The organism is Comamonas sp. 23, assembly GCF_049601575.1.
Taxonomy (GTDB): Bacteria; Pseudomonadota; Gammaproteobacteria; order Burkholderiales; family Burkholderiaceae_C; genus Comamonas; species Comamonas squillarum.
In genome coordinates, this window is record NZ_CP187127.1 from 4,460,113 (window position 1) to 4,485,633 (window position 25,521).

Genomic DNA, 25,521 nt, shown 5'->3' on the forward strand with positions numbered 1-25,521 from the left:
GCTGCATGGGGGGCCACTGCTGCAGCCCGCGCCCCGCTTATTTGTCGCCCACCACCTGGCCATCAAAGCGCATATCGGCATAGGCCACGGTGCGGCTGCCTTTGGCCCAGCGGTAGCCCCACCAGATCAGCAGGAACACCGGCAGGCCGATATAAGTGGCCACCACGCCGCCCCAGTCGATATGGTCTTTCAAGAAGGCCTCGTAGTTCTGACCCAGCGTGATGACCAGGCAGAGCACAAACGCAAAGATGGGGCCAAACGGGAACCAGGGCGAGACATAGGGCAGCTGCGACACATCATGGCCCTGCGCCAAAAAGCCCTTGCGGAAGCGGTAGTGGCTGATCGCAATGCCCAGCCAGGCGATAAAGCCGGTCATGCCCGAGAGGTTGAGCAGCCACAGGTAGACGGTCTGCGGGCTGAACAGAAAGCTGAAAAAGCACAGCCCGGCCATCACCGTTGTCGCCAGCAAGGCCATCACCGGCACGCCATGGCGCGAGAGGCGGCCAAAAATGCGCGGCGCCATGCCCTGGCAGGCCAGCGTGTAGAGCATGCGGGTGGAGGCATACATGCCCGAGTTGCCGGCCGACAGCACCGAGGTCAGCACCACGGCATTCATGATGACGGCCGCCGACAGCAGGCCCGCCTTCTGGAACACCAGCGTGAAGGGGCTGACGCTGATATCGCCGATGTCATTGCGCAGCAGATGCGGGTCGGTGTAGCTCACCAGCGAGCCGATCACCGCAATGGCCAGGACATAGAACAGCAGGATGCGCCAGAACACCTGGCGCACCGCGCGCGGGATGTTCTTGGCGGGGTTCTCGGATTCAGCTGCTGCAATGCCAATGAGCTCGGTGCCCTGGAAGGAAAAGCCCACGATCATCGCCACACCGATCAAGGCCGCAAAGCCTCCGGCAAAGGGCGCATCGGCCACCTGCCAGTTGGCGATGGCGCCCCAGACGCCGTCGGTAGGCCCGCCTTTCAGAATGCCAAAAATCATCGCCACGCCCAGCGCGATGAAAACCAGCACCGTCGTCACCTTGATCGCGGCAAACCAGTACTCGGCCTCGCCAAAACCGCGCACCGAGATGGCATTGAGGGCCACCATCAGCAGCAGGAACAGCGCGCTCCACCAGTAGCCCGGCACATCGGGGAACCAGTAGGCCATCACCAGCTGCGAGGCCACCAGATCGACCGCAATCGTGATGGCCCAGTTGTACCAGTAGTTCCAGCCCAGCGCGAAGCCAAAGCCCTCGTCCACATAGCGCGCGCCATAGGTGGCAAACGAGCCCGACACCGGCATGAAGGCCGCCAGCTCGCCCAGGCTGGTCATCAAAAAATAGACCATCAGGCCGATGACGCCATAGGCCAGCAGCGCGCCACCGGGCCCCGCCTGCGCAATGGTGGCGCCCGAGGCCACAAACAGCCCCGTGCCGATGGAGCCGCCAATGGCAATCATCGACAGATGGCGCGCCTTGAGATCACGGCGCAGTTCATTGACTGGCGCGGAAGAAGATGAAGACCCAGAACCCGGCATACACAAAAAAGCATGGCCACAAGCGCCATGCCGACAATGACAAGGCCGCCATTATCGGGTTTTCCCCTGCTCTGCGGTAGTGTCCGCCCACAATTCCGCCACAGGGCGCGTGTTTCCTTGAGGGCGCGTTGGCGTCAGCCCAAGGTCAAGGTCTGGCTGATCGACCATGGCTGGCCCGGAGCCAGCTGCACCGGCGTGTCGATGCTGGCCGCCTCCACACACAGCATCTGGCGCCAGCCATCATCGGGCATATCGGCCAGGCTGTGGCTCAGCAGCAAGCCCGGGTTCCAGACCACCACCTCGCTGGCCGTGCTGCTGTGGACAATCTCCAGCCTGCGGCCGGACGGCACCTCGGGCTGGCGCAGCTGCAGCGCCGTGCCCGCTGCGTCCGGTGTGGAAAACACCCGGTCAAAGCCCTGCTCGGTGGTCGTGGCAAAACCCACATCGCCCGGCGGCTGCACAAAGCGGGTATCGGCCAGTGCATCCCAGCAGGCCAGGCCCTGCAGGCCGGACAACCGCGTTTGCGCCACATCGTCCACCTGCAGGTAGCTGTGCAGCGCGCAGGTCATGGACCAGGCGACCTGGTCGGTGTTCTGCACATCCAGGCGAATGGAGAGGCTGCCCGCCTGCACGCCAATGCGCAGCCGCGCATCAAAGGCATGGGGCCAGTAAGCGCGCGTGGCCTCGCTGTCCGTCAATTGCATCACGATGCCGGCTTCATCGCCCTCCCGCATCTGCCAGGGCAGGTTGCGTGCAAAGCCATGCTTGGGCAGCGGCCCGCGCGTGTTGAACTGTGGAAAGCAGACCGGCACACCGCCGCGAATCGCCGCCTGGCCATCGCGCAGGCTGGCCGGGCTCAGATACAGGTGCTCACGGCCATCGGCCGTTTTCCAGGACAGCAGCTGCGCGCCCTGCTCGGCCACCACGGCCGATGACCCGTCGGGCCACTGGGCACACCAGGCGGCAAAGCCTTCGTAGCTGATTCGGGTCCACGCATGCGCCATCTTCTTTGCTCCTGTGAATGCAGCGATTGTGACATTGGCAGCGGCCCCCGCTGCCGCTGGCGAGCAACGCAGCGGACAGAAAAAAGGACAGCGCTTGCTGTCCTTTGGTATGCGCGATGGGGTTGCGCATTGTCGAAGCAGGTGCCCAGCCTCAGCCGGGCACGCTGGCGATCAATATTCCCAGAAAATGCGCTGGATTTCCTTGGGGTCGTTGGTCTTGGTCAGCGCCAGCGCTGCCAGCAGGCGGGCTTTTTCCGGGCGCAGGTCATGCGCGACCACCCAGTCGTACTTGTCATCGGGCTGCTCGGCATTGCGCAGCACAAAGCCATAAGGCACGCGTGCCGAGCGGATCACCTGCACGCCCTTGCTGCGCGCTTCCTGCAGCGCGGGGACGATGCGGTCCGCCACCGAGCCATTGCCGGTGCCGGCATGCACGATCGCCTTGGCGCCGGTGCCGACAAATGCATCAATCGCAGTGCGCGGCACATTGCCGTAGCTGTAGACCACTTCGACGGCAGGCAGGCTGGATATGGTGTCGATGTTGAACTCGGACTGCATCGTGTGGCGCTTGATTGGCGCACGGAACCAGTAGTTCTTGCCTTCCACCACCATGCCCAACGGGCCCCACTGGCTTTGGAACGCGCTGGTCTTGATGTTCACATCCTTGTTCACATCACGCGCGGTCTGGATCTCGTCGTTCATCGTCACAACCACGCCCTTGCCTTCGGCATCCTTGGACGCTGCCACGCTCACGGCGTTGACCAGGTTCAGAGCGCCATCGGCCGACAGCGCGGTGCCTGGGCGCATCGAGCCCACGACCACGATGGGCTTGTTGGTGTGCACCGTCAGGCTCAGGAAATAGGCCGTCTCGGCCAGCGTGTCGGTGCCGTGGGTGATGACCACGCCATCCACATCGGGCTGCTTGACCAGCGCAGAGACGCGCTTGGCCAGCACCAGCAGGTTGTCGTTGGTAAAGCTCTCGGAGGCAATCTGGAAGACCTGCTCACCGCGCACCTGGGCGACCTTGGACAGCTCAGGCAGGCCGGCGAGCAGCTTGTCCACCGGCACCTTGGCGGCGCTGTAGGTGGCGCTGTTCATTGCCGATGCACCGGCGCCGGCAATCGTGCCGCCGGTGGCCAGCACGACCACATTGCGCTGGCCTTGCTGGGCCACCTGAGGCGCAGCCGCTGGCGCTGCAGCAGGTGCGGCGGCAACGGCAGGGGCCGCCGCAGCGGCTTGGGTGTTTTGGGGGCCGCTGGCGCAAGCGCCCAGGCTCAGCGTGACCGCCAGGGTCACAGCACTCAGTGCGGGAAACCGCCAGCGGGCCGCTTGGGACACCTGCAGCATTGTTGTCGATTTGTGTGGCATCAGTAGCACCTCGTGTCAAAAGCCGCTATCTTAGAAACAGTGTGCGGGCTGCGCATTGGTGAACACACCTATGGTTTTTTGCAAGCCCATAGGTTGAAAGATTGACGCCCAGGCGACGGTTCGCCGACACAAAGACACCCGCCCCTCTAGGGCTATGTTGGCCGCCCGCCAAGGGGGTCGCGGGCGCCGCTAGACTTGCCGGATCGGGGTTGTTACCACTGTTAATATCAACAGCTGCTTACCATGCAGCGCCAGGGCTGGCACAGACCCAGCGCCCCAGCCCTATTGCAGGAGATCAGTGCATGTTTTCGTTTTTCGAGCGGCGGGTGCCGCCCTATCCCAGTGCCGAACCCCAGGTTCCACCCAAGGGGTTTTTTGCTTTCATGTGGGCCTGTACGCAAGGCATGCGGGGCTGGATCGGCTTGCTCACGGCCACCTCGGCCCTGCTGGCCGTCTATGAGGCCTTGCTGTTTGCCGTCATGGGCCATGTGGTCGATTGGCTGGCGACCCTGTCGCCCAACAACTTCTGGGCCGAGCAGGGCGGCACTGCGCTGGGCATCGCCGGCGTGCTGCTGGGCAGTGTGCTGCTGCTGGGCCTGCACACGCAGGTGATGCACCAGGTGCTGGCCATCAACTTCCCGATGCGGCTGCGCTGGGTGTTCCACCGCCTGATGCTGGGCCAGAGCATGTCCTTCTACGCCGACGAGTTTGCCGGCCGCATCACCACCAAGATCATGCAGACGGCACTGTCCGTGCGCGAAGTGGTGTTCATGATTGTTGATGTGCTGGTAGGCGTGAGCGTCTACATGATCGGCATCCTGATCCTGGCGGCCAGCTTCGAGTGGCGGCTGATGCTTCCTTTCCTGCTGTGGCTGCTCGCCTATATCGGCGCCTGCTTCTACTTTGTGCCGCGCCTGGGCAAGATCGGCAAGGCCCAGGCCGATGCGCGCTCGATGATGACCGGCCGCGTGACCGACGCCTATACCAATATCGCCACCGTCAAGCTGTTCGCCCACACCAGGCGTGAGGCCGACTACGCCCGCAGCGCGATGGAAGCCTTCAAGCAGACCGGCCATGCACAGATGCGCCTGGTCAGCCTGTTCGAGATCACCAACCACCTGATGATCACGCTGCTGCTGCTGGGCGCATCGGGCACGGCGCTGTACCTGTGGATGAATGGCCAGGCCAGCGCCGGTGTGGTCGCCGCCGTGATCGCGATGGCCCTGCGCCTGATGGGCTACTCGCACTGGGTGATGTGGCAGATGACGGGCCTGTTCGAGAACGTCGGCACCATCCAGGACGGTATCAACACCTTGACCAAGCCGCGCAGCATCGTCGATGCCAGCGGCGCCAAGCCCCTGGTGGTGCAGCAAGGCCGCATCGAGTTCGACAACGTCAGCTTTGCCTACAAGGATGCGGGCCGCCCGGTCATCGACCAGCTCAACCTGACCATCCACCCCGGCGAGCGCATTGGCCTCATTGGCCGCTCGGGCGCCGGCAAGTCGACCCTGGTCAACCTGCTGCTGCGCTTCCACGACCTGGCCGGCGGCCAGATCCGCATCGATGGCCAGGACATTGCCAAGGTCACGCAAGACAGCCTGCGCAGCAATATCGGCATGGTGACGCAAGACACCTCGCTGCTGCACCGCTCGATGCGCGACAACATCCTCTATGGCCGCCCCGACGCCAGCGAAGAAGACATGCGCCGCGCCACCGAGCGTGCCGAGGCATCCGACTTTATCGCCACACTGAGTGACCGTTTTGGCCGCACCGGCTACGACGCCCAGGTGGGTGAGCGCGGCGTCAAGCTCTCGGGCGGCCAGCGCCAGCGCGTAGCCATTGCCCGCGTGATGCTCAAAGACGCCCCTATCCTGCTGCTGGACGAAGCTACCAGCGCGCTCGACAGCGAGGTCGAGGCTGCCATCCAGGAGAGCCTGGACAGCCTCATGCATGGCAAGACCGTCATCGCCATTGCGCACCGCCTGTCCACCATCGCCGCGATGGACCGCCTGATCGTCATGGACAAGGGCCAGATCATCGAGCAAGGCAGCCACCAGCAGCTGCTGGCCCAAGGCGGCATCTATGCCAAGCTCTGGGCCCACCAGAGCGGCGGCTTCCTGGCCGAGCCGGTCGATGGACCTCTGTAAATCTGCATATGGCTATTGAACTCAAAAAGGACGTGCACGACCGTGCCGTCCAATCCATCGAACGCTACTTCGAGCAGACCCAGGGCGAGCGCATCGGCAATATGACCGCCGCCGCGCTGCTTGGCTTCTTCCTGAAGGAAATCGGCCCCAGCCTCTACAACCAGGGTGTGGCCGACGCCCAGGCCCGCATGCACGAGCGCCTGCAGGAGCTCGACTATGAGGTGCATGAGGACGAGTTTGGCTACTGGAACAAGGCCAGCGGCAAGCGAGAATCACGGGACTAGCCGCTGCGCGCAGCGGCCTGCCGCACGCCGCTCAGATCGTCCCCCATAGGAGCACAACGATGTCCGCCATGACTTCCGATTCCGATCTCACCGCAGCCGGGGTGCAGCGGCTGGTGGCGTTCTACGAGTCCCTCGCGCCTGAGAGCCTCCAGCAGCTGGGCAGCTACTACGCAGCGGATGCTTTTTTCAAGGACCCGTTCAACGAGGTACGCGGTGTGCCGGCCATTGCCGCCATTTTTGCGCATATGTTTGAGACGCTGCATGAGCCGCGCTTCATCGTCACCCAGCAGCTGGTGCAGGGCGAGCGGGCGTCCCTGGAGTGGGAGTTCCGCTTTCGCTTTCGGCGCTGGAACGCGCAAGCGTCCCAGTGCATCTATGGCGCTTCACTGTTGCGCTTCGATGCGCAAGGGCGCGTGTCCCACCACCGCGACTACTGGGACGCCGCAGAAGAGCTGTACGAGAAATTACCGGCGATTGGCGCCCTGATGCGCTGGCTGCGGCGCAACGCCTCGGTCAAGCGCTAGGAGCCGCACCGGGCGCCGCCGCCGGCCCGGCCAGGCCGTGAAAGGTGGTGCCCGTCACCCAGTCGATGATCTGGTCATCGCTGTACTGGCCCGAGTCCTTGAGCAGACCCAGCACCGGATCGCAGGCCCGGGCAAACAAGGTGTAGAGCACCAGCTCAGCCGGCAACGCCGCTGGCAGCTGGCCGCGGGTCTGGGCCTCGGTGATCCAGATGCTCAGCCGGTTGCTCAGCGCAATCAGCCGGTCCATATAGGCATCGTTGGACTGCAGCGAGGCGCTGAGGTTGGAGTTTTGCGCGGGCAGCGACGGCATCTGCCCTTCCAGCTGGGTGCGCATGGCCCAGCGCACCACCGCCTTCAGTTGCTCCAGCGCCGCGATGGGCTGGCCTGCCTCTGCCGCCGCCTGGGCCGCATTGCGCAAGTCATCAACAAAACCCAAGGCGCGATCCAGCACCCCCACCATGGCGGCGCCCGCCAATTCTTCCTTCGACGTGAACAGCTTGTAGAGGCTGGCCTTGGCCATGCCCGCCTCCGCCGCCACCTCATCGACCGTCATCGCGTCGTAGCCCTTGGTCGCGAGAAGGCGGTTCACCGCCGTCACGATGGCCTCTTCACGCACACGTTGTATTTGTTCCTTGATGGCGGACCGAGCATTCATGCCGCTATTTTATGACGTAGCAGGTCATGAAGAAGACTAAATGGTGCATTTTTGACATTTGTGGTTTATAGTGTGAACTCATCAGTTCAACAATTGATCTACAAGGTTCAACCGTTTGACTGTGGCATCTACAGGGGCCTTTCATGCAACGCATCGCTGTCATCGGATCGGGGATTTCTGGGCTGGCTGCTGCCACCCACTTGGCCCGTTCGCAGGCATCGCACCGGGTCAGCCTGCTGGAAGCTGGCAGCCATTTCGGCGGCCATGCCAACACAGTGGACCTGAGCCTGAACGGCATCACGCACGGCGTCGATACCGGGTTTCTGGTGTTCAACCACCGCACCTACCCCTTGCTGACCCAGCTCTTCCAAGACCTCCAGGTCGATACGGTGGCCGCTGAGATGTCGTTCTCCGTCCAGGTGCCCGGTGTCAACGGGGCATCTGCGCTGGAATGGAGCGGCCGGTCCCTGGCCAGCGTGTTTGCCCAAAAACGCAATCTGCTGCGCCCGCGCTTTTGGGGCATGCTGCGGGACATCGCCCGCTTCAACCGCCTGACCACCGAGATCGCCAAGCGCCAGGCCGAGGCCGAGATGACGGCCTCGATCGCTGGATTCCTGGACCAGCACCGCTTCTCTGCCGCGTTCCGCAGCGACTATCTGCTGCCGATGCTGGGCTGCATCTGGTCGTGCCCCACGGACCAGATGCTGCACTTCCCCGTCGCCACGATGATTCGCTTCTGCCACAACCACGGCCTGATCCAGGTCAGCGACCGGCCGCAGTGGTACAGCGTGCGCGGAGGCTCACGCCAGTACGTGCGCCGCCTGCTGGCCCGTTTGACGCAGGATGGCCGCCACGAGGCGCGCCTGAACACGCCGGTGCTCGGCCTGCAGCGCCACCCGCAGGGCGTGATGGTGCAGATGGCGCAGGGCGCCGAATGGTTTGATGCCGTGGTTCTGGCCTGCCACAGCGACCAGGCCTTGCAGCTGTTGGGCAATGGCGCCACGGCCGCTGAACGCGCGGTGCTGGGCAGCATCCGCTACCAGCCCAATGAGGCGGTATTGCATACCGACAGCAGCGTGCTGCCCCAGCGCCAGGCGGCCTGGGCCGCGTGGAACTACGAGCGCGCAGCGGCATCCAGCGCCGAGCAAGCGGGCGTCTGCCTGCACTACCTGATCAACCGGCTCCAGCCCTTGCCTTGGCAGCAGCCGGTGGTGGTATCGCTCAACCCAGCGCGCCCGATTGCGGCAGACCAGGTACATGCCCGCATCCAGTACAGCCACCCCGTTTTTGACCAGGCAGCCATCGACGCCCAGCGCCTGCTGCCCCAGCTGCAGGGCCAGCTGCGCACCTGGTTTTGCGGCGCCTGGTGCGGCTATGGCTTCCACGAGGACGGGCTGCGGTCCGGCCTGGCCGCTGCCGCTAGCCTGTGCCAGTCGCTGGAGGACGCCGCGCCGCTCGCGCAGGCGCCGACACTGGAGGAGGCCGCATGAGCAACCCCTCGCTGATCGGCTTTGGCCACATCTGGCACCAGCGCTTGCGCCCGGTGGTGCATGCCTTCCGCTACCCCGGGTATTTCTTGCTGCTGCCCCTGCGCAGCTTGCGTGACCAGCCCGATGCGGTGCTGCGCCGCAACCGGCGCGGCCTGATCAGCTTTTATGACCGCGACCATGGCGAGGGCAGCGCCGACTGCCTGGCCTGGTTTGACCAGCTGCTGCAGCAAGAAGGTATCGACGACGCGGTCGGCGAGGTCTGGCTGCACACTTTCCCACGTGTGCTGGGCTATGCCTTCAAGCCGGTCAGCTTCTGGTATGCGCACCGCGCAGATGGCTCGCTGGCCGCCGTGCTGGCCGAGGTCAATAACACCTTTGGCGAACGCCATGCCTACCTGCTGGCCGGGCCCGATCTGGCCTGGGGCACGGAACAGGTGGCGGCCAAATGCTTCCATGTGTCGCCGTTTTGCAATGTGCAGGGCGAATACCGCTTCCGCTTTGTGCGCAGCGACAGCCGCAACCAGGTGCAGGTCGACCTGCATGACGAGGCCGGCGCGCTGCTGCGCACCGGCGTCGCAGGCACGCTGCAGCCCTTGACCCGTGCCACTGTGCGGCGCGCATTCTGGGGCATGCCGCTGATGACGCTGGGTGTCGTGTTCCGCATCCACTGGCAGGCGCTGCGCCTGTGGTTCAAGCGCCTGCCCTTCCATCGCAAACCCACCGCGCCCAAGCGCTTCGTCACACGATGAACTCCACCACCGCCTCCCTGCCGAGCCCGTCCGCCAAAGCCGGGCAATCCATCCCCCGCGGCGCGCGCCAGGTGCTGCAGCTGCTGGAGCACCTGCCCTGCGGTCAGCTCGATATGCAGCTGCCCGATGGGCAACTGCGGCATTTCAGCCAACAGCCCGCAGCGCAGGCCGATGCGCGCTGTGCCATCCAGGATTGGGAGGCGCTGGAACGCGTGCAGCGCTCGGGCGATATCGGCCTGGCCGAAGGCTATATCGAGGGCCAGTGGGACAGCCCCGATCTGAGCGCACTGCTGCGCCTGTGCATCAGCAACCGCGACCACATGGAGCAGCTGGTATATGGCAGCTGGTGGGGGCGGCTGGGTTTTCGCTTGCGCCACCTGCTCAACCGCAACACCCGCTCGGGCAGCGCGCGCAACATCCATGCCCACTACGACCTGGGCAATGACTTTTACCGCCTCTTTCTCGACCCGAGCATGAACTACAGCGCGGCCTGGTTTGAGGGGCGCAGCGGCGATGCGCTGGCCCAGGCCGATCTGCAGCAGGCCCAGCAGGCCAAGATGCGCAGAGCCTTGCAAGAAACCGGGCTGCAAGCCGGCGAACGTCTGCTGGAAATTGGTTGCGGCTGGGGTGCACTGGCGCAGACGGCCGCCACCGAGTTTGGCGCCCAGGTGACCGGGGTGACCTTGTCGCGCGAGCAGCGCCAATGGGGTCTGGAGCGCATCGCCCAAGCGGGCCTGCAAGCCCAGGTCGATCTGCGCTACCAGGACTACCGGGACCTGGCCGCCCAGCACCAGTCGCAGCCCTTCGATGCCATCGTGTCCATCGAGATGTTTGAAGCGGTGGGGCATGAATACTGGCGTAGCTATTTCCAGACGCTGCGCCAGTGCCTCAAGCCCGGTGGCTATGCCTGTGTGCAATCGATCACCTTGCGCGACGACTTGTTTGCGCGCTACCTGCGCTCGACCGATTTCATCCAGCAGTACATCTTCCCGGGCGGCTTGCTGCCGAGCGTCCAGGCCTTTGAGCGCGAAGCACGCCAGGCGGGTTTGACCGTGGAAAAGAAGCTGCATTTTGGCAGCGACTACGCCGAGACGCTGCGGCGCTGGCGCCAGGCCTTCGAGCAGCAGATCGATGCTGTCCGCGAACAGGGCTTTGATGAACGCTTTGTGCGCATCTGGCGCTTCTACCTCGCCTACTGCGAGGCCTCGTTCGACATGGGCAATACCGATGTGGTCCAGTTCACACTGCGCAGGCCCGACCATGCCTGAAATTCGCCGTCGCCAAGCCCTGGGCTGGGGCGCCAGCCTTCTTGCTCTCTCCATGACTGCCATGACCCACAACCTCCTCGCTGCCACGCCTGCCTCCCCTGCCCCTCCCGCTGAGCTGGGCACGGCCTTGCCAGGCGCCCGCCTGGTGGGCACCGGAGTGCTGCGGTTTTTTGGGCTGCGGGTGTATGAGGCGCGCCTGTGGGCGGCTGCCGGCTTCAACCCGCTGGACTATGCGCGCCAGCCCTTTGCGCTGGAGCTGGTCTATGACCGCAAGCTCGAGGGCGAGGCCATCGCTGAGCGCTCCATCGCCGAGATGCGCCGGGTGGCGCCCTTCTCCGAAGACCAGGGCCGCCAGTGGCTGCGCATGATGAAGCAGGCCTTTCCCGATGTGGTGGCGCAGGACCGCCTGCTGGGTTTGAACGACGGTGCGGGCAAGGTCATTTTCTTGCACAACGGGCGCGAGACTGCAGCCATTGACGACGCGCTGTACGCGCGCCTGTTCTTTGGCATCTGGCTGTCGGAGCAAACCTCCGCACCGGCGCTGCGCGCTGCACTGCTGGGCCAGGGCTGAGGACTGCCTGCCATGCGTGCCCCCCTTGTGCAGCAAACGCTTTCCTGGCGCACCGGGCTCGCCTATGGCGCGCTGGCTGCACCGCTGGCCTTTGTCTCGCTGCCCTTGTACGTCACCCTGCCCCATTACTATGCGGCCGTGGCCGGTGCGCCGCTGGCCGGCCTCGGGGCCGTGTTGCTCGCCACCCGGGCCTTCGATGCGCTGCTGGACCCGGCGCTGGGCCGCCTGGCGGATCGCTTGCTGCAGCGCGGGCGGCGTGCCGCCTGGCTCGCTGCGGCGCTGGGCAGTCTGGCCATGGCCCTGGGGTTTTATGCGCTCTGGCACCCGCCCACCAGCAACCCGTTCCAGATGCTGGGCTGGCTCGCCGGCTGCCTGCTGCTGAGCACCTTGGCCTATAGCGCGGTCGCGATCCTGCACCAGACCTGGGGCACCCGCTGGGGTGGCCAGGCAGCCTGGCGCACGCAGGTGACGGCCTGGCGCGAGGGCGCGACCTTGGTCGGCGTGCTCACGGCCAGCGTCTTGCCCAGCCTGCTGGGCATGGATGCCACCAGTGCGGTGCTGCTGGCCGCGCTGGGTCTGGGTTTGCTGGGCTTGTACCGGCTGTGCGATCCACGCACCGACGCTGCACATGCCGGCGCAGGGGCCGCACGGCGCGATGGCCTGTCCCAGGCGTCTCCCTGGGGCGATGCCGCCTTTCGCAGGCTGCTGTCCGTGTTCATGCTCAACGGCATTGCGGCGGCCATACCCGCCACGCTCTTGCCCTTCTTTGTCGTGGACCGTCTCCAGGCGCCCGAACTGCTGCCACTGTTTTTGCTGTGCTACTTTGCCGCTGCCGCGCTGGGCCTGCCGCTGTGGGTGAAGGCCGTGGCCCGCTGGGGCCTGGCGCCCAGTTGGCGCGCCGGCATGCTCGCCAGCGTTATCGCCTTTTTTTCCGCCTCCTTGCTGGGCGCGGGGGATGCCTGGGCCTTCGCGGCCATCTGCATCGCCAGCGGCCTGGCGCTGGGCGCCGACCTGGCGGTGCCCGGCGCGCTGCTGACCGGCGTGATCCACGAATCGGGCCATGGGGGATCCGGCGACGGGCGCTACCTGGGCTGGTGGGCCTGTGCCACCAAGCTCAACCTGGCCCTTGCCGCCGGGCTCTGCCTGCCGCTGCTCGCCGTTGCGGGCTACCACAGCGGCAGCACCGCCCCTGCCGGTCTGCAGGCGCTGGCCTGGGCCTATGGCGGCCTGCCCTGCCTGCTCAAGTTGTTGGCCCTGGCCTCTCTCTGGCGCGCCGAGCGTCTGCAACCCTCCTGGAGGTAGATATGAAACCACTGCACCTTCCCCGTCCTTCCCTGACCCTGCGGCGCGCGGGGATCGGTCTGGCCTTGATCGGCACGCTGGCCCTGCTCAGCGCCTGCGCCGGCCCCTCGGTCGAAGAATATGCGCAGGAACGCCCGCAGCTGGACCTGCGCCAGTATTTCAACGGCCCGCTCACGGCGCAGGGCATGTTCACCGACCGCCAGGGCAAGGTGGTCAAGCGCTTTACCGTGCGCATGACCGGCACGTGGACGGGCAATGACGGCGTGCTGGAAGAGCACTTTGTCTACAGCGACGGCACGACGCAGGAACGCACCTGGCACATCCAGTACCTGGGTGAGGGCCGCTACAGCGGCCAGGCAGGGGATGTCGTCGGCCCCGCCACCGGCCAGGCCGCCGGCAACGCCCTGCACTGGAACTATGTGCTGGCCTTGCCGGTGAACGGCCGGGTCTGGAATGTGCGGATGGACGACTGGATGTACCTGATGGACGGGCGCACCATGCTCAACCGCACGGCGATGAGCAAGTTCGGCATCCACCTGGGCGATCTGACCATCTCCTTCACCAAAGGGTCGGAGTGATGCCGCTGCTGCAAGCCAAGCTCAATCAGCCGATGCGCGACTGGCAGGGCCGATCCGTCTGGATCATTGGCGCCTCCACCGGCATTGGCCGGGCCACGGCTGAAGCGCTGCGGGCCAAGGGCGCGCGCGTCATCGTATCGGCCCGGGACAGCGCTGCACTGCAGGACTTTGCCAACAGCCGCCCTGGCTGCCTGGCACTACCGCTGGATGTGAGCGAGCCCGGCACAGTGGCGGCTGCCGCACAAGCGGTGCATACCGCCCTGGGTGCTGCGCCTGACCTGGTGCTGTATTGCGCCGGCTACTACCGGCCGCTGCGCGCCACCGCCTTCGACCTGCCAGAGATGCAAAAACACCTGGCGGTCAACTATGTCGGCGTGCTCCTTGTGCTCGATGCCGTGCTCCCGATGCTGCTGCAGGCAGGCCGGGGCCATATCGCGCTGGTCGGCAGTGTTGCGGGCTACCGGGGGCTGCCCATGTCGCTCGCCTACGGCCCCACCAAGGCCGCGCTCAACAACCTGGCTGAAAACCTCTACCTGGATCTGCACCCCCAAGGGCTGGGCGTATCCATCATCAACCCAGGCTTTGTCGAGACACCCCTGACCGCCCAGAACCATTTCAAGATGCCCGCGCTGATCAGCCCCGCCGAAGCGGCGCAGCACATCTTGCAGGGCTGGGCGCGCGGACAGTTCGAGATGAACTTTCCCCGCCGCTTTACCCGCTGGGTGCGCCTGCTGCGCTGCCTGCCCGACCGCTGGTACTTTGCCAGCGTGCGGCGTATCACCAAGGCCTGATGCCTGCGCCCGGACGACGGCGGTACAGCATCAGCGCCTATGACGATGGGTCCAAAAACAGTCAATCCTGAACACCAGTCCGTTCATTCACCGACCGCCCAAGACCAAAAAGGAAATCTACGATGCCTTTCTCTGCAAACGCTCTCATCCGCGCCACCGCTATGGCGGTAGCAATCACCGGTGCCGCAGTCGCCTTGCCCGGCTGCGCAGTCTCTGTCCCCCAAGGGGTACAACCGGTCAGCGGCTTTGACGCCAGCAAGTACATGGGCACCTGGTATGAGCTGGCGCGCATCGACCACCGTTTTGAAAAAGGCCTGACCCAGGTGACGGCCAGCTACAGCCTGAATGCCGATGGCAGCGTGACCGTGCTGAACCGCGGCTATGACCCCGCCAAGCAACAGTGGCGTGAAGCGCAAGGCAAGGCACGCTTCCTGCGCCAAGCCAATGAGGCCGCGCTGAAGGTCTCGTTCTTTGGCCCGTTTTACGGTGGCTACAACGTGGTCAGCCTCGATGAGCAGTACCAGACCGCCCTGGTGATTGGCAGCAGCACGGACTACATGTGGATTCTGTCCCGCAGCAAGACCATTCCGGAGGCCCAGCGGCAAGCCCTGCTGGAGAAAGCACAGTCTTTGGGTGTCGATTTGGCTCAGGTGATACGGGTGGAGCAATAGCCTTGTGTGGACGGATGGGGATGAATTGCAACGGGAGAAAACAGCAAGGCCCAGCAATCCCTCACCCGAAGTTTGAAGCCCGACGCTTGGGGGCCCATCCAAGGCGCCCATAAAAAAACGCAGCCACCCAGGCTGCGTTCTCACATTCAAAAGCCCCAGGCCACCACCCAAGCAGCGGCGCGCGAGCTTCTCTATCAGCAGTCGCCCACGCGCTTGCTGCTCACCGTGGTGGTCATGCCCTGGCCGGCCATGTCCATGGTGCTGGTGACGGTGTTCTCGGTGGGCGAGACATAGACCGCTTCGAGGACCATGCTCATCTTGCCTTCACCGCAGCTGAAGCGCATCGATTCCTTGTTGCCATCGGTCTTGACGTCAGCCGGGCTGCAGCCTGGCATGTTCTTGAGCTGCGAATCGGCCAGCGATTGCAAGGTCTTGCCGGCCATCTCGGGCGTGATGCACATCTCTTGCACCAGCTTGCCGCCTTCGATCTTGGCGTTATCCAGGTTGGCGGCCTTCTTCTGCTCGGGCGTCATGGTCTTGAAGGCCTGCTCCATACCGGCCAGTGCCTGCTGGCCCATGGGGCCGCTCATCTCGGTGACCGCCTGCCACTTGCCGGGCTGCACTTTTTGTGCGGCAGCGGCGGGTGCTGGCGCCGGTGCTGCTGCGGGCGCAGGGGCCGGCGCGGCGGCGGCCGGTGGGCTGCTGGGCGTCTCTTCCTTCTTGCTGCAACCCATCAGACCGGCACATGCGACCACGGCGGCTACGGCGAATCCTGTTAGTTTTTCCATTTTTTCTCCTCGTTGCGGCACGGCACAGGGCTTGCGGCGTGCAACGCCTTGCCCTCCCTATGAGCACAAGCGCGTGGCCGCAGTGTAGCGATCTGGCATGCAGAAATGGTTACCAATTGCGTTTCCAACGCCGCCCCATCACGGTCGCAAAATGGGCTCAATGACGTGATTTGCCACTTCTTTCACACTGGTCGACTGGGCCAGTACAGAATGTAAACAAGCTTAAAATGGCGCGAATAATTCTTATTCATAACATTCCATGCGCTCCACACTCAGCTGGACACTGGCCCTTGTGGCCGGTTTGGCCGGTTTGCTCAGCGGCTCTGCCCTGGCCCAAACGCCCGCTACGGCGCCCTCCACCACCGCTTCCAACTCTGCTTCCGCCACGCAAGCCACGGACGCGCGCCAGCTCTGGCAGCTGCTGGACTATGTCGCCGTGGACTACGGCGGCGCCGTCGAGAACGGCCAGGTCGCGAGCGAAGGCGAATATGCCGAGATGCTGGACTTCAGCGCCAATGCGCTGCAGCAGGCCCAGGCCCTGCCCGCCCATGCCGACAAGGCCAAGGTGGTGAGCTTGGTGACCCAGTTGCGCGCAGCGGTGCAGGCCAAGGCCACGGCCGATGCAGTCGCCCAGCTGGCCCACCAGGCGGCCCAGTTGCTGGTGGCGGCCTACCCAATGCCGGTCGCGCCTGCCAAGGCCCCCGATATAACCAAAGGCTCTCAACTCTTTCAACAAATCTGTGCCAGTTGCCATGGCGCTACCGGCGGCGGCGATGGCCCGGCCGCGCAAGGCCTGGATCCGCAGCCGATTGCCTTCAGCGATGCGCAGCGTGCGAATGCGCGCAGCCTGATGGCCCTCTACCAGGTGACCTCGCAAGGCGTGGAGGGCACCTCGATGGTGTCCTTTGGCGCGCTGCCCGAAGACGACCGCTGGGCGCTGGCCTATTTTGTTGGCGGCCTGTCGTACAACGATGAGCTGCGCGCCACCGGCAAGGCGCTGTGGCAGAGCGATGCCGGCTTGCGTGCACGCTTTGGTGACCTGGCCGCGCTCAGCACCACCACCGCGCAAAGCCTGACCCCCGCCATGCCGATCGAGCAGGCCCGCGCGGTGCTCGCTTACCTGCGCGCCAACCCCGAGGTCATCAGCGAAGGCAAGGCCAGCGGCGTGGCCCTGTCGCGCCAGCGCCTGGCGCAAAGCCTGGCAGCGCTCCAGGCGGGCGACCGCAACCAGGCGATGAAGCTGGCCCTGTCGGCCTACCTCGATGGCTTTGAGCCGCTGGAGCCCACCATCGCTGCGCGCAACAAGGCCTTGATGACGCAGGTCGAATCGGCCATGGTGCAGTACCGCGCCACAGTAGCCAGCGGCACGCTGCAAGAGGCCGAGGCCGCCGCCCAGCAGCTGCAGGCGATGTTTGGCCAGGTCGAGGCCGAGCTGAACGCGGGCGCCTCCGATGCCACCGCCACCTTTGTCGGCGCGCTCACCATCTTGCTGCGCGAAGGGCTGGAGGCCTTGCTGATCGTCATCGGCATGGTCGCGCTGCTGCGCAAGGCCGGCCGCCAGGATGCACTGCGCTATGTGCATGCAGGCTGGAGCTCGGCCCTGGTCGCCGGCGGCATGACCTGGGCGATTGCGACCTATCTGGTCGAGATCAGCGGCGCCAGCCGCGAGGTGACCGAGGGCCTGGGCTCGGTGGTCGCCGCGCTGGTGCTGCTGAGCGTGGGCCTGTGGATGCACAGCAAGAGCAGCGCCGGCCGCTGGCAAAGCTATTTGAGCGAAAAGCTCTCGGCCAGCATGGGCCAGGGCTCGATGTGGGGCCTGTTCGCACTGGCCTTTGTCTCTGTCTACCGCGAGGTGTTCGAGACCGTGCTGTTCTTCTCGGCGCTGGCCTCGGACGGCCACCATGGCGCGCTGCTGGGTGGCGGCCTAGCGGCCGTAGCCATCCTGGGGGTCATTGCCTGGGTGCTGCTGCGCACCAGCGCCCGCATGCCCGTGGGCCGCTTCTTCTCGGCCACCTCGATCCTCGTGGCCGTGCTGGCGGTCGTGCTGGTGGGCAAGGGCGTGTCCTCGCTGCAAGAGGCCGGCTGGGTCAGCGCCACGCCGCTGGCTGCGCCGCGCATCGAGCTGCTGGGCATGTTCCCCACGATGGAGACCTTGCTGGCCCAGGCCCTGGTGCTGGCGCTGGTGGTGTTTGGCTTTGCCTACAACCGCGCGGCGGCGCGCAGGGCGCCGGGCGTCCCGCAGTAAGCACCGCCTTGTCGGCCGCCAGACCTCGCCAGGGCGCCAAGCCTGGGCGAGGTCTTTTTCTTTGACCGGCGCTGCGCGCAGCGACTACCATCAACAGGGTTCCCGCGATCTCTCCATCCCCCTCCCCCGACCATGCGCATCATTCACACCTCGGACTGGCACCTGGGCCAGCATTTCATGGGCCAAAGCCGCCAGGCAGAGCACAGCGCGCTGATCGACTGGCTGCTGGAACAGGTGGCGGCGCAAGCCGCCGATGCGGTGCTGATCGCCGGCGATATTTTTGACACCGGCGCGCCCCCCAGCTACGCGCGCGAGCTCTACAACCGCCTCATCGCCCGCCTGCACCAGGCCGGTGTGGCGCTGTTGGTGCTGGGCGGCAACCATGATTCGGTTGCGGTGCTGGAAGAAAGCCAGGGCCTGCTGCAGCACCTGGGCACCCAGGTGATTGCCGCGACCGGCGCGCCCGCGCAGCATGTGCGCATCCTGCCGCTGCGCGATGGCACGCCTGGCTGCATCGTCTGCGCGCTGCCTTTTATCCGCCCCCGCGATGTGCTGCAAAGCCAGGCCGAGCAAAGCGCGCAAGACAAGCAGCTGGCGCTGCAGCAGGCCATCCAGGCGACCTACCAGCAGGTGTATGCAGCAGCACTGCAGCAGCAGGCTGCCCTGCAGGCCAGCCTGGGGCGGCAGTTGCCCATCATCGCCACCGGCCACCTCACCACCGTCGGCGCCAGCAGCAGCGAATCGGTGCGCGAGATCTATGTCGGCGCGCTGGAGGCTTTCCCGACCCAGGCCTTTCCCCCTGTGGACTACATCGCGCTGGGCCATATCCACCAGCCGCAAAAGGTGGGCGGGCTGGCGCACATCCGCTACAGCGGCTCGCCGATCGCGCTGGGCTTTGACGAGACGCGCCAGCCCAAGCAGATGCTGTTGGTCGAGTTGGGGGAGCCCGGCTTGCAGGCCGTCACCGCCCTGCCGGTGCCGGTCTTCCAGCCCATGGCAGCGCTGCGCAGCAGCCTGGCGGCCTTGCCCGCTGCGCTGCAGCAGGCCAGTGCACTAGTCCAGGCCGACAAAAAGGTCTGGCTGGACATCATGATCGAAGAAGACGACTACCTGGCCGACCTGCCGCTGCGCGTGCAGGCACTTGCCGAAGGTTTGCCATTGCAGCTGCTGCGGGTCAAACGGCTGCGCGGTCGGGCGGCCGCGCAGTGGAGCGGGCCTGCCATCGAAGCACTGGATGCGCTGACACCGGCCCAGGTGTTTGAGCGCCGCCTGGCGCTGGAGACGATGGACGCCGAGCTGCAGCAGGCACTGACCGCGCGCTACCAGGCCGTGCTGCAGTCGCTCTCCAACCCCAGCGGGGAGGCGCCATGAAGATACGCAGCCTGCGGCTTAAAAACCTGAACTCGCTCAAAGGCGAATGGCGCATTGACTTCACAGCCGCGCCCTTTGCCGATAACAGCCTGTTTGCGATCACCGGCCCCACGGGCGCGGGCAAATCGACCTTGCTCGATACGATTTGCCTGGCGCTCTACCACCAGACACCCCGGCTGGCGACCCTCAGCGCCAGCAGCAATGACCTGATGACGCGCCACACGGCAGATTGCATGGCCGAGGTGGTGTTCGAGGTCAAGGGCATCCTCTACCGTGCTTTCTGGAGCCAGCGCCGCGCCCGCGACAGGGCCAGCGGCGCGCTGCAGGCGCCCCGGGTGGAGCTGGCGCGCGTGGCCGATGGCGTAATCCTGAGCACCCAGAGCAACGACAAGCTGCGCCAGATGGCCGAGATCACCGGGCTGGATTTTCCGCGCTTTACCAAATCGATGCTGCTGGCCCAGGGCGGGTTTGCCGCGTTTTTGGAGGCCAAGGCGAATGAACGCGCCGAGCTGCTCGAAGAGCTGACCGGCACCGACATCTACAGCCAGATATCGCAAACCGTGTTTGAGCGCGCGCGCGACGTCCGCCAGGCGCTGGAGCGCGACCAGGCGCAGGCCGGCGGCATGCAGCTGCTGCCCGAGGCCGAGCGCAATCACCTGCAAACCGAGGCCCAGCAACTGCAAGAGACCTTGGCCACTTTGCAGGCGCGCCACGCCGCCTTGCAAACCTTGCAGCACTGGCAGCAGCACACCGCGCAAGCGGCGCAGGCGCAGCACCAGGCCCAGGAACGCCTGCAGCAGGCCCAGCAAGCGCTGCAGGCTGCCGCCCCCGATCTGCAACGCCTGCAGGCCCATGGCCCGGCACAGGCGATTGCCCCGCTGCATACGGGCTGGCAGCAGGCGCAAGCGGCCGCTGCAGCAAGCCAGGCACAGCAGACCCAATTGCAGGGCCGCCTGGCCGATGCCCAGCGCCAGCAGTGGCAGCTGCAGCAGCATGCCAGCGCGCTGGCGCAGCAGGCCCAGCAGCAAGCCGAGCAGGCTGTGCACCAGTTGCACACCCAGCAGAGCGATCTGCAGCACTGGCTGCAGCAGCACCCAGCGCATGCCAGGTTGGGCGACCAGCTGAGCGGCTGGCGCGAGCAGCTGGCACAGCGCCAGCAGCAGCGGCGGCAGTGGGCGCAAGAACAAGCCGCGTTGCAGCAAGCCAGCGAACAAGGCCAATCGCTGCAGCAGCAGATAGCGCGACAGGCCACCGCGTTGCAGCAGGCCCAGGCCGCGCAGCAGCAGGCCGATGCTGCGGCGCGCGAGCTGCAGCACGCGCAGCACACCCGCCTGGCCCCGCATGGCGGCAGCCTGGGCCAGTTGCGCGCCCACTGGCAGACGGCCCAGCAGCACGAGCAAGCCTGGCAGCAATTGCTGCAGCATGCCGAGCAACGCCAGCCGCTGGCGCGCGATGCGCAGCAACTGGGCGATGCCTTGCAGGCCTGCTCGGCACCGCTGGCCCAGCAGCAGGCCACGCTGGCCGCGCTGCGCAGCCAGTACAAGGCGCAGAAAGAGCGCGTGGCCGACAAACAGCGCCTGCTGGCGCAGGAAGAGCGCATCCAAAGCCTGGAAGCCCACCGCCATGCGCTGCAGCCCGGCGAGGCCTGCCCCCTTTGTGGTTCGCAGGATCACCCTGCCATTGCCGCCTATGCCGCGCTGGATGTGACGGCCACCGCCGCCGCGCTGCAAGCGGCCCATACCGAGCTCGACGCGCTGCAGCAGCAGGGCGAGCAGTTGGGCGCTGCGCATGCGGCGGCCCTGAGCCAGCAGACCAGCCTGCAAGCCCAATTGACAGCGGCCGAGCAGCGGCTGGAAGCCTGGCAACAGCGATGGCAGACACTCTGCACAGCCATGGCCCAGCCCATCGCCGCATCGGCCTGGCAGCAGCCGCACACACTGGCCGAGGCGCAGCAAGCCAGCGCCGCGCAAGCGGCGCAGTTGCAACAGGCCCTGGCGGCAGCCGAGGCCGCTGAGCAAGCGCTGCAAGCCGCCAAGGATGCCGCGCATGCAGCAGCCCAGACCCTGCAGGACGCCCAGCATGCGCAAGCGCGCCTGCAGCAGGCCCAGCAAGACAACAGCAGCCTGCAGCAACGCCTGTCGCAGGCCGTGCAAGCGCTGCAGGCACTGGCAGACGCGGCCGAGGCCGCCTTGCAATCCAGCCTGGCCCCGCTGGACCTGGCGATGCCGCCCGCCGATGGCCACGATGCCTGGCTGCAGACCCGCCAGCAGGAATGGCAGCAGTGGCAGCAGCACAGCGCGCAGCTGCAAACCACCGCCCAGCAACTGGCACTGCAGCAGCAGCAGGCCCAGCAGTGCGCGCAAGAGGCCCAGCAATGGCAGCAGCGCCTGGCGCAACTGCCGGCACCGTCACCAGCACAAACCGGTGCTGCGACCATCGCACTGCCCGCCACCTTGGCGGATTGCGCCGCGTTGCTGGAGGACACCCGCCAAGAACTCGCCAGCCTGCAAGGCCAAGCCCAGCAAGCGGGCCAGCAACTGGCCGAGCGGCAGTGGGCCCTGGAGCAGGCCCAGGCCGCCTGGAACCAGGGCTTGGAGGCCAGCCCCTATGCCGATGCACAGGCTTTTGCGCATGCGCTGTTGCCAGCGGACGCGCTGGAGCGGCTCAGCCAGCAGCGCGATGGCCTGCAGTTGGCATTGCAGCGCGCCAGCACGGTGGCCGAGGAAACGGCGCAGCAGCACCAACACCTGCAGGCCCAGGCCTTGACGGAGGAGGCACCCGAGGCGCTCGCGGCGCAATTGCGGGCGCTGGAGGACGAGCGCAACCAGACGGCAGAGCGCATGGGCGCCCAGCGCGCGCGCCTGGCCGATGACGACCAGCGCCGCGCGGGGCAGCAGGATTTGCTCGCGCAGATTGCGGCGCAGGAGCGCGACAGCGCGCTGTGGCAGCGGCTCGATGGCCTGATCGGATCGGCCAAGGGCGACAAGTTCCGCAAGTTTGCCCAGGGCCTGACCCTGGACCATTTGCTGGCCTTGGCCAACGGCCATCTGGCCAGGCTGCATGGCCGCTACCTGCTGCAGCGCAAGACCACTGGCGAGCTCGAGCTCGATATCGTCGACAGCTGGCAAGGCGATGTCGCGCGCGACACCCGCACCTTGTCGGGGGGCGAGGCCTTTTTGGTCAGTCTGGCGCTGGCGCTCGCGCTGTCGGACCTGGTCAGCAGCAAGACCTCGATCGATTCGCTGTTCCTGGACGAAGGCTTTGGCACCTTGGACGGCGACACCCTGGAGATCGCGTTGACAGCGCTCGATACGCTGAATGCCAGCGGCAAGATGATCGGCATCATCAGCCATGTAGAGGCGCTCAAGGAGCGCATCCCGGCGCAGATCCGGGTGGAGAAGGGGGCGGGAATCGGATATTCGCGTTTAGAGCTGCAAGGCTGAAGCGCAGAACCCTTGCTATGCTTTTTACCTTAGGGCGCCATGGGGATGCGCCCTGCCCGGCCGCGCTGCAGCGGCCATATCGGCTACCATCCATGCCCTTGCTTGATAGGTACAAGCCATGATCCGGATCGCAGAACTCAAACTCCCCCTCTCGGCGGTGCCTTACCACCCCGACAACCACACCGAATACGCGCCCCAAGAGGCGCTCACCCAGCTCGCAGCGCAGCGCCTGGGCCTGCAGCCCGCAGCCATTGCCCAGCTGCAGGTGCACAAGCGCAGCTTCGATGCGCGCAAGTCCGAACTGCTGGCCGTCTACATCGTCGATGTGGCCTTGGCAGATCCCGCGCAGGAAGCGGCCTTGCTCGCGCACTTCGCGGCAGACTCGCATGTGAACCCAACGCCCGACATGTCCTGGCACCCGGTGGGCCAGGCGCCTGCCGATATGCAGGATCGCCCGGTGGTGGTGGGCTTTGGGCCCTGCGGCATTTTTGCAGCGCTGGTGCTGGCGCAGATGGGCTTCAAGCCCATCGTGCTGGAGCGCGGCAAGACCGTGCGCCAGCGCACCAAGGACACCTGGGGCCTGTGGCGCAAGCGCCGCTTGACGCCCGAATCGAATGTGCAGTTTGGTGAAGGGGGCGCCGGCACCTTCTCGGACGGCAAGCTCTACAGCCAGATCAAGGACCCGCGCCACCTGGGCCGCAAGGTAATGCAGGAGTTCGTCACCTACGGCGCGCCGCCGGAGATCCTGTTCACCGCCCACCCGCACATCGGCACCTTCAAGCTGGTCAAGGTGGTCGAGGGCATCCGCGAGGAGATCGTGCGCCTGGGCGGTGAGATCCGCTTTGAGCAAAAGGTCACTGATGTGCTGGTCGAAGGCGATGACCGCCAGCTGGTAGGCCTGCAGGTGCTGGATCAGGTTAGTGGTGATAGCTACACCCTGCCCACGCGCCACGCGGTAATGGCACTGGGCCACAGCTCGCGCGACACCTTTGCGATGTTCTACGAGCGCGGTGTGGCGATGGAGGCCAAGCCCTTCTCGGTGGGCTTTCGCATCGAGCACCCGCAAAGCGTCATCGACCGCGCGCGTTGGGGCAAGGATGCTGGCCACCCGCTCTTGGGCGCGGCCGACTACAAGCTGGTGCACCACGCCAAGAATGGCCGCGCCGTCTACAGCTTTTGCATGTGCCCGGGTGGCACCGTGGTGGCCGCCACCAGCGAGCCCGAGCGCGTCGTGACCAATGGCATGAGCCAGTACTCGCGCGCCGAGCGCAATGCCAATGCTGGCATGGTCTGCGCGATCAGCCCCGAAGACTACCCGCAGGACGCCGAGAGCTTTGCCTGGGCCTTTGGCGGCAAGACCTATGGCGTGGAGACGCAGGCGCCGGGCGCCTTCCATCCGCTCTCGGGCATCGTGCTGCAGCGCCAGCTGGAGTCCAAAGCCTATCTGCTGGGCGGCCAGAACTACAGCGCGCCCGGCCAGCTGGTGGGCGATTTTGTCGCAGGCACGCCGTCCACTACCTTTGGCACCGTAGAGCCCTCGTACAAACCCGGCATCACGCTGGGCGACCTGCACCAGGCCCTGCCGGCCTACGCAATTGAGGCGATGCGCGAGGCCCTGCCCGCCTTTGGCAAGAAGATCCGCGGCTATGACATGCGCGATGCCATCCTGACGGGGGTCGAGACCCGCACCTCCTCGCCCGTGAAGATCGGCCGGGGTGCCGATTTTCAGAGCGACAACACACGCGGCCTGTACCCGGCCGGGGAAGGCGCCAGCTACGCGGGCGGCATTCTGTCAGCCGGCGTCGATGGCATCAAGGTGGGTGAGGCGGTGGCCTGCGCCATTTTGGGGCTGGCCGTGCCGTCGTCGGGCTCGCGCGGCTCGGGCGGCGCACTGTAGTGTTCAAGGCGTTGGTAGCGATTCGAGCATGGCTACGGCGCCGTGTCGGCGTGGCGGTCTTCGACCTCGGCGGACAGCGCAGGTTCCGCCAAAATCCGGCAAAAACACTTAAGAACAACTTAACAAACCGCATCTTGGTTCGTTGAGGCCTATACGCTACAAACGCAGCTATCCTTTCTCAGCGCATCCTAGAATTCTGGATTGTTCTGCCGATATTGCTGAAGGAGGGAGCCCCATGTCCGTACCGATCCACCCCGCGCTGAGCGCCTGCCTGGGCGCGGCCTTGTGCTTGAGCTGCGCGATGGCCGGGGCCTCCAGCCATGACAGCCAGACCCCCAGCAACCCATCTGCACTGTCGGGCTGGAGCGTTGGCTATTCACCCTATACCTACCACTACTCCAACGCCAAGAAGCAACGTGATTTCGAGCCCGATGATGAGCGGCACAAATATGTGTGGCTGATCAATGCCGAGAAAAAGCTCGACGACCACCAGCTGGCCGGCTTCGCCTATTTCAGCAATTCCTTTGGCCAGCCCAGCCAATACGCCTATTACGGCTGGCAGTTCCAGCCGCTGTCCAGCTCGCCGCAGCTGTTTGTCAAGCTGACCGGCGGAGTGATCCACGGCTACCGCTTCCCCTACCACCGCAAGATCCCGCTCAACAACAAGAACGGCTGGGGCGTCACCGCCATCCCTGCGGTGGGCTGGAACTACAACGAACACTGGGGCGGCCAGCTCAATGTGCTGGGCAAGTCCGCACTGATGTTTCAGCTGAACTACACGATGCGCTGACCGGCGCAGCGGCCCAGGCCCCAAGCGGGACTCAGGCAGGCAAGGGATAGA

Annotated in this window: 21 protein-coding genes; 16 read left to right on the plus strand and 5 right to left on the minus strand. The window is 65.7% G+C overall.

Annotated features, from left to right (window positions below; all coding sequences use genetic code 11):
* Positions 1-37: 37 nt before the first annotated feature.
* The 3 genes from ACPEE1_RS20135 to ACPEE1_RS20145 form a co-directional block, all read right to left on the minus strand.
* Positions 38-1,534 (minus strand): amino acid permease, encoded by a 1,497-nt coding sequence (locus ACPEE1_RS20135; RefSeq protein WP_116926585.1) that lies wholly within the window; start codon positions 1,532-1,534, stop codon positions 38-40.
* A 134-nt stretch (positions 1,535-1,668) separates the two neighbouring features.
* Positions 1,669-2,538 (minus strand): D-hexose-6-phosphate mutarotase, encoded by an 870-nt coding sequence (locus ACPEE1_RS20140; protein ID WP_182344925.1) that lies wholly within the window; start codon positions 2,536-2,538, stop codon positions 1,669-1,671.
* Between the two features lie 171 nt (positions 2,539-2,709).
* Positions 2,710-3,885 (minus strand): type II asparaginase, encoded by a 1,176-nt coding sequence (locus ACPEE1_RS20145; RefSeq protein ID WP_207788088.1) that lies wholly within the window; start codon positions 3,883-3,885, stop codon positions 2,710-2,712.
* Between the two features lie 323 nt (positions 3,886-4,208).
* Here ACPEE1_RS20145 and ACPEE1_RS20150 point away from each other — a divergent pair, with 323 nt between their 5' ends.
* Genes ACPEE1_RS20150 through ACPEE1_RS20160 form a run of 3 tightly spaced genes read left to right on the plus strand, consistent with a single transcriptional unit; the run spans position 4,209 to position 6,861 of the window.
* Positions 4,209-6,053, plus strand: a complete 1,845-nt coding sequence (locus tag ACPEE1_RS20150) for an ABC transporter ATP-binding protein (RefSeq protein ID WP_116926587.1) — start codon at positions 4,209-4,211, stop codon at positions 6,051-6,053.
* A gap of 8 nt (positions 6,054-6,061) precedes the next feature.
* The gene (locus ACPEE1_RS20155; protein WP_116926588.1) at positions 6,062-6,337 is read left to right on the plus strand and encodes a DUF2164 domain-containing protein; all 276 of its coding nucleotides are present in this window, start codon (positions 6,062-6,064) and stop codon (positions 6,335-6,337) included.
* A gap of 59 nt (positions 6,338-6,396) precedes the next feature.
* Positions 6,397-6,861 (plus strand): nuclear transport factor 2 family protein, encoded by a 465-nt coding sequence (locus ACPEE1_RS20160; RefSeq protein ID WP_116926589.1) that lies wholly within the window; start codon positions 6,397-6,399, stop codon positions 6,859-6,861.
* Here the strand turns inward: ACPEE1_RS20160 and ACPEE1_RS20165 are convergent.
* On the minus strand, positions 6,851-7,516 hold the full coding sequence (locus tag ACPEE1_RS20165; RefSeq protein ID WP_182344923.1) for a TetR/AcrR family transcriptional regulator: 666 nt from the start codon (positions 7,514-7,516) through the stop codon (positions 6,851-6,853). The two genes, ACPEE1_RS20160 and ACPEE1_RS20165, sit on opposite strands and share 11 nt — an antisense overlap.
* Before the next feature lie 143 nt (positions 7,517-7,659).
* Here ACPEE1_RS20165 and ACPEE1_RS20170 point away from each other — a divergent pair, with 143 nt between their 5' ends.
* From ACPEE1_RS20170 to ACPEE1_RS20205, 8 genes are all read left to right on the plus strand, one after another.
* The gene (locus ACPEE1_RS20170) at positions 7,660-9,006 is read left to right on the plus strand and encodes an NAD(P)/FAD-dependent oxidoreductase (RefSeq protein WP_423934661.1); all 1,347 of its coding nucleotides are present in this window, start codon (positions 7,660-7,662) and stop codon (positions 9,004-9,006) included.
* Positions 9,003-9,755 carry a DUF1365 domain-containing protein gene (locus ACPEE1_RS20175; RefSeq protein ID WP_182344921.1) on the plus strand — a complete coding sequence of 251 codons (753 nt, stop codon included), beginning with the start codon at positions 9,003-9,005 and terminating at the stop codon, positions 9,753-9,755. Before ACPEE1_RS20170 ends, ACPEE1_RS20175 begins: the two co-directional genes overlap by 4 nt.
* Complete coding sequence (locus ACPEE1_RS20180) at positions 9,752-11,023, plus strand: class I SAM-dependent methyltransferase (protein ID WP_423934662.1); 1,272 nt, start codon at positions 9,752-9,754, stop codon at positions 11,021-11,023. The genes ACPEE1_RS20175 and ACPEE1_RS20180 overlap by 4 nt, the downstream gene beginning before the upstream one ends.
* On the plus strand, positions 11,016-11,594 hold the full coding sequence (locus ACPEE1_RS20185; RefSeq protein WP_423934663.1) for a chalcone isomerase family protein: 579 nt from the start codon (positions 11,016-11,018) through the stop codon (positions 11,592-11,594). Before ACPEE1_RS20180 ends, ACPEE1_RS20185 begins: the two co-directional genes overlap by 8 nt.
* A 12-nt stretch (positions 11,595-11,606) precedes the next feature.
* Entirely contained in the window at positions 11,607-12,896 is a 1,290-nt protein-coding gene (locus ACPEE1_RS20190) for an MFS transporter (RefSeq protein WP_423934664.1), read from the plus strand.
* Between the two features lie 2 nt (positions 12,897-12,898).
* Entirely contained in the window at positions 12,899-13,474 is a 576-nt protein-coding gene (locus ACPEE1_RS20195) for a DUF3833 domain-containing protein (RefSeq protein WP_423934665.1), read from the plus strand.
* On the plus strand, positions 13,474-14,265 hold the full coding sequence (locus tag ACPEE1_RS20200) for an SDR family NAD(P)-dependent oxidoreductase (protein WP_423934667.1): 792 nt from the start codon (positions 13,474-13,476) through the stop codon (positions 14,263-14,265). Before ACPEE1_RS20195 ends, ACPEE1_RS20200 begins: the two co-directional genes overlap by 1 nt.
* Positions 14,266-14,387: 122 nt before the next feature.
* A complete protein-coding gene (locus ACPEE1_RS20205) occupies positions 14,388-14,936 on the plus strand; it encodes a lipocalin family protein (protein ID WP_182344915.1) in 549 nt (182 codons plus the stop codon).
* Positions 14,937-15,130: 194 nt separating this feature from the next.
* Here ACPEE1_RS20205 and ACPEE1_RS20210 read toward each other — a convergent pair whose 3' ends face one another.
* Positions 15,131-15,724 carry a DUF3617 domain-containing protein gene (locus tag ACPEE1_RS20210; protein WP_116926597.1) on the minus strand — a complete coding sequence of 198 codons (594 nt, stop codon included), beginning with the start codon at positions 15,722-15,724 and terminating at the stop codon, positions 15,131-15,133.
* 259 nt (positions 15,725-15,983) lie between these two features.
* Here ACPEE1_RS20210 and ACPEE1_RS20215 point away from each other — a divergent pair, with 259 nt between their 5' ends.
* The 5 genes from ACPEE1_RS20215 to ACPEE1_RS20235 all read left to right on the plus strand — a co-directional run bounded on the left by ACPEE1_RS20215 (position 15,984) and on the right by ACPEE1_RS20235 (position 25,470).
* A complete protein-coding gene (locus tag ACPEE1_RS20215) occupies positions 15,984-17,969 on the plus strand; it encodes a cytochrome c/FTR1 family iron permease (protein WP_423934670.1) in 1,986 nt (661 codons plus the stop codon).
* A gap of 132 nt (positions 17,970-18,101) precedes the next feature.
* Positions 18,102-19,340, plus strand: a complete 1,239-nt coding sequence (gene sbcD / locus ACPEE1_RS20220) for an exonuclease subunit SbcD (RefSeq protein WP_423934671.1) — start codon at positions 18,102-18,104, stop codon at positions 19,338-19,340.
* On the plus strand, positions 19,337-22,783 hold the full coding sequence (locus ACPEE1_RS20225; protein WP_423934672.1) for an AAA family ATPase: 3,447 nt from the start codon (positions 19,337-19,339) through the stop codon (positions 22,781-22,783). The genes sbcD and ACPEE1_RS20225 overlap by 4 nt, the downstream gene beginning before the upstream one ends.
* Before the next feature lie 118 nt (positions 22,784-22,901).
* Positions 22,902-24,680, plus strand: a complete 1,779-nt coding sequence (locus tag ACPEE1_RS20230) for an NAD(P)/FAD-dependent oxidoreductase (RefSeq protein ID WP_260718815.1) — start codon at positions 22,902-22,904, stop codon at positions 24,678-24,680.
* 235 nt (positions 24,681-24,915) lie between these two features.
* Positions 24,916-25,470, plus strand: coding sequence for a hypothetical protein (locus tag ACPEE1_RS20235; RefSeq protein WP_116926602.1), 555 nt, complete (start codon positions 24,916-24,918; stop codon positions 25,468-25,470).
* Positions 25,471-25,521 lie beyond the last annotated feature (51 nt).

Excerpts from the sequence above, each read along its gene's own strand:
- ACPEE1_RS20150 (WP_116926587.1), top strand. The coding sequence starts at position 4,209 with ATGTTTTCGTTTTTCGAGCGGCGGGTGCCGCCCTATCCCAGTGCCGAA.
- ACPEE1_RS20200 (WP_423934667.1), top strand. The coding sequence starts at position 13,474 with ATGCCGCTGCTGCAAGCCAAGCTCAATCAGCCGATGCGCGACTGGCAG.
- ACPEE1_RS20185 (WP_423934663.1), top strand. The coding sequence starts at position 11,016 with ATGCCTGAAATTCGCCGTCGCCAAGCCCTGGGCTGGGGCGCCAGCCTT.
- ACPEE1_RS20230 (WP_260718815.1), top strand. The coding sequence starts at position 22,902 with ATGATCCGGATCGCAGAACTCAAACTCCCCCTCTCGGCGGTGCCTTAC.
- ACPEE1_RS20135 (WP_116926585.1), bottom strand. The coding sequence starts at position 1,534 with ATGCCGGGTTCTGGGTCTTCATCTTCTTCCGCGCCAGTCAATGAACTG.
- ACPEE1_RS20210 (WP_116926597.1), bottom strand. The coding sequence starts at position 15,724 with ATGGAAAAACTAACAGGATTCGCCGTAGCCGCCGTGGTCGCATGTGCC.
- ACPEE1_RS20205 (WP_182344915.1), top strand. The coding sequence starts at position 14,388 with ATGCCTTTCTCTGCAAACGCTCTCATCCGCGCCACCGCTATGGCGGTA.
- ACPEE1_RS20145 (WP_207788088.1), bottom strand. The coding sequence starts at position 3,885 with ATGCTGCAGGTGTCCCAAGCGGCCCGCTGGCGGTTTCCCGCACTGAGT.
- ACPEE1_RS20195 (WP_423934665.1), top strand. The coding sequence starts at position 12,899 with ATGAAACCACTGCACCTTCCCCGTCCTTCCCTGACCCTGCGGCGCGCG.
- ACPEE1_RS20165 (WP_182344923.1), bottom strand. The coding sequence starts at position 7,516 with ATGAATGCTCGGTCCGCCATCAAGGAACAAATACAACGTGTGCGTGAA.
- ACPEE1_RS20225 (WP_423934672.1), top strand. The coding sequence starts at position 19,337 with ATGAAGATACGCAGCCTGCGGCTTAAAAACCTGAACTCGCTCAAAGGC.
- ACPEE1_RS20175 (WP_182344921.1), top strand. The coding sequence starts at position 9,003 with ATGAGCAACCCCTCGCTGATCGGCTTTGGCCACATCTGGCACCAGCGC.
- ACPEE1_RS20215 (WP_423934670.1), top strand. The coding sequence starts at position 15,984 with ATGCGCTCCACACTCAGCTGGACACTGGCCCTTGTGGCCGGTTTGGCC.
- ACPEE1_RS20155 (WP_116926588.1), top strand. The coding sequence starts at position 6,062 with ATGGCTATTGAACTCAAAAAGGACGTGCACGACCGTGCCGTCCAATCC.
- ACPEE1_RS20235 (WP_116926602.1), top strand. The coding sequence starts at position 24,916 with ATGTCCGTACCGATCCACCCCGCGCTGAGCGCCTGCCTGGGCGCGGCC.
- ACPEE1_RS20170 (WP_423934661.1), top strand. The coding sequence starts at position 7,660 with ATGCAACGCATCGCTGTCATCGGATCGGGGATTTCTGGGCTGGCTGCT.
- sbcD (WP_423934671.1), top strand. The coding sequence starts at position 18,102 with ATGCGCATCATTCACACCTCGGACTGGCACCTGGGCCAGCATTTCATG.
- ACPEE1_RS20140 (WP_182344925.1), bottom strand. The coding sequence starts at position 2,538 with ATGGCGCATGCGTGGACCCGAATCAGCTACGAAGGCTTTGCCGCCTGG.
- ACPEE1_RS20160 (WP_116926589.1), top strand. The coding sequence starts at position 6,397 with ATGTCCGCCATGACTTCCGATTCCGATCTCACCGCAGCCGGGGTGCAG.
- ACPEE1_RS20180 (WP_423934662.1), top strand. The coding sequence starts at position 9,752 with ATGAACTCCACCACCGCCTCCCTGCCGAGCCCGTCCGCCAAAGCCGGG.
- ACPEE1_RS20190 (WP_423934664.1), top strand. The coding sequence starts at position 11,607 with ATGCGTGCCCCCCTTGTGCAGCAAACGCTTTCCTGGCGCACCGGGCTC.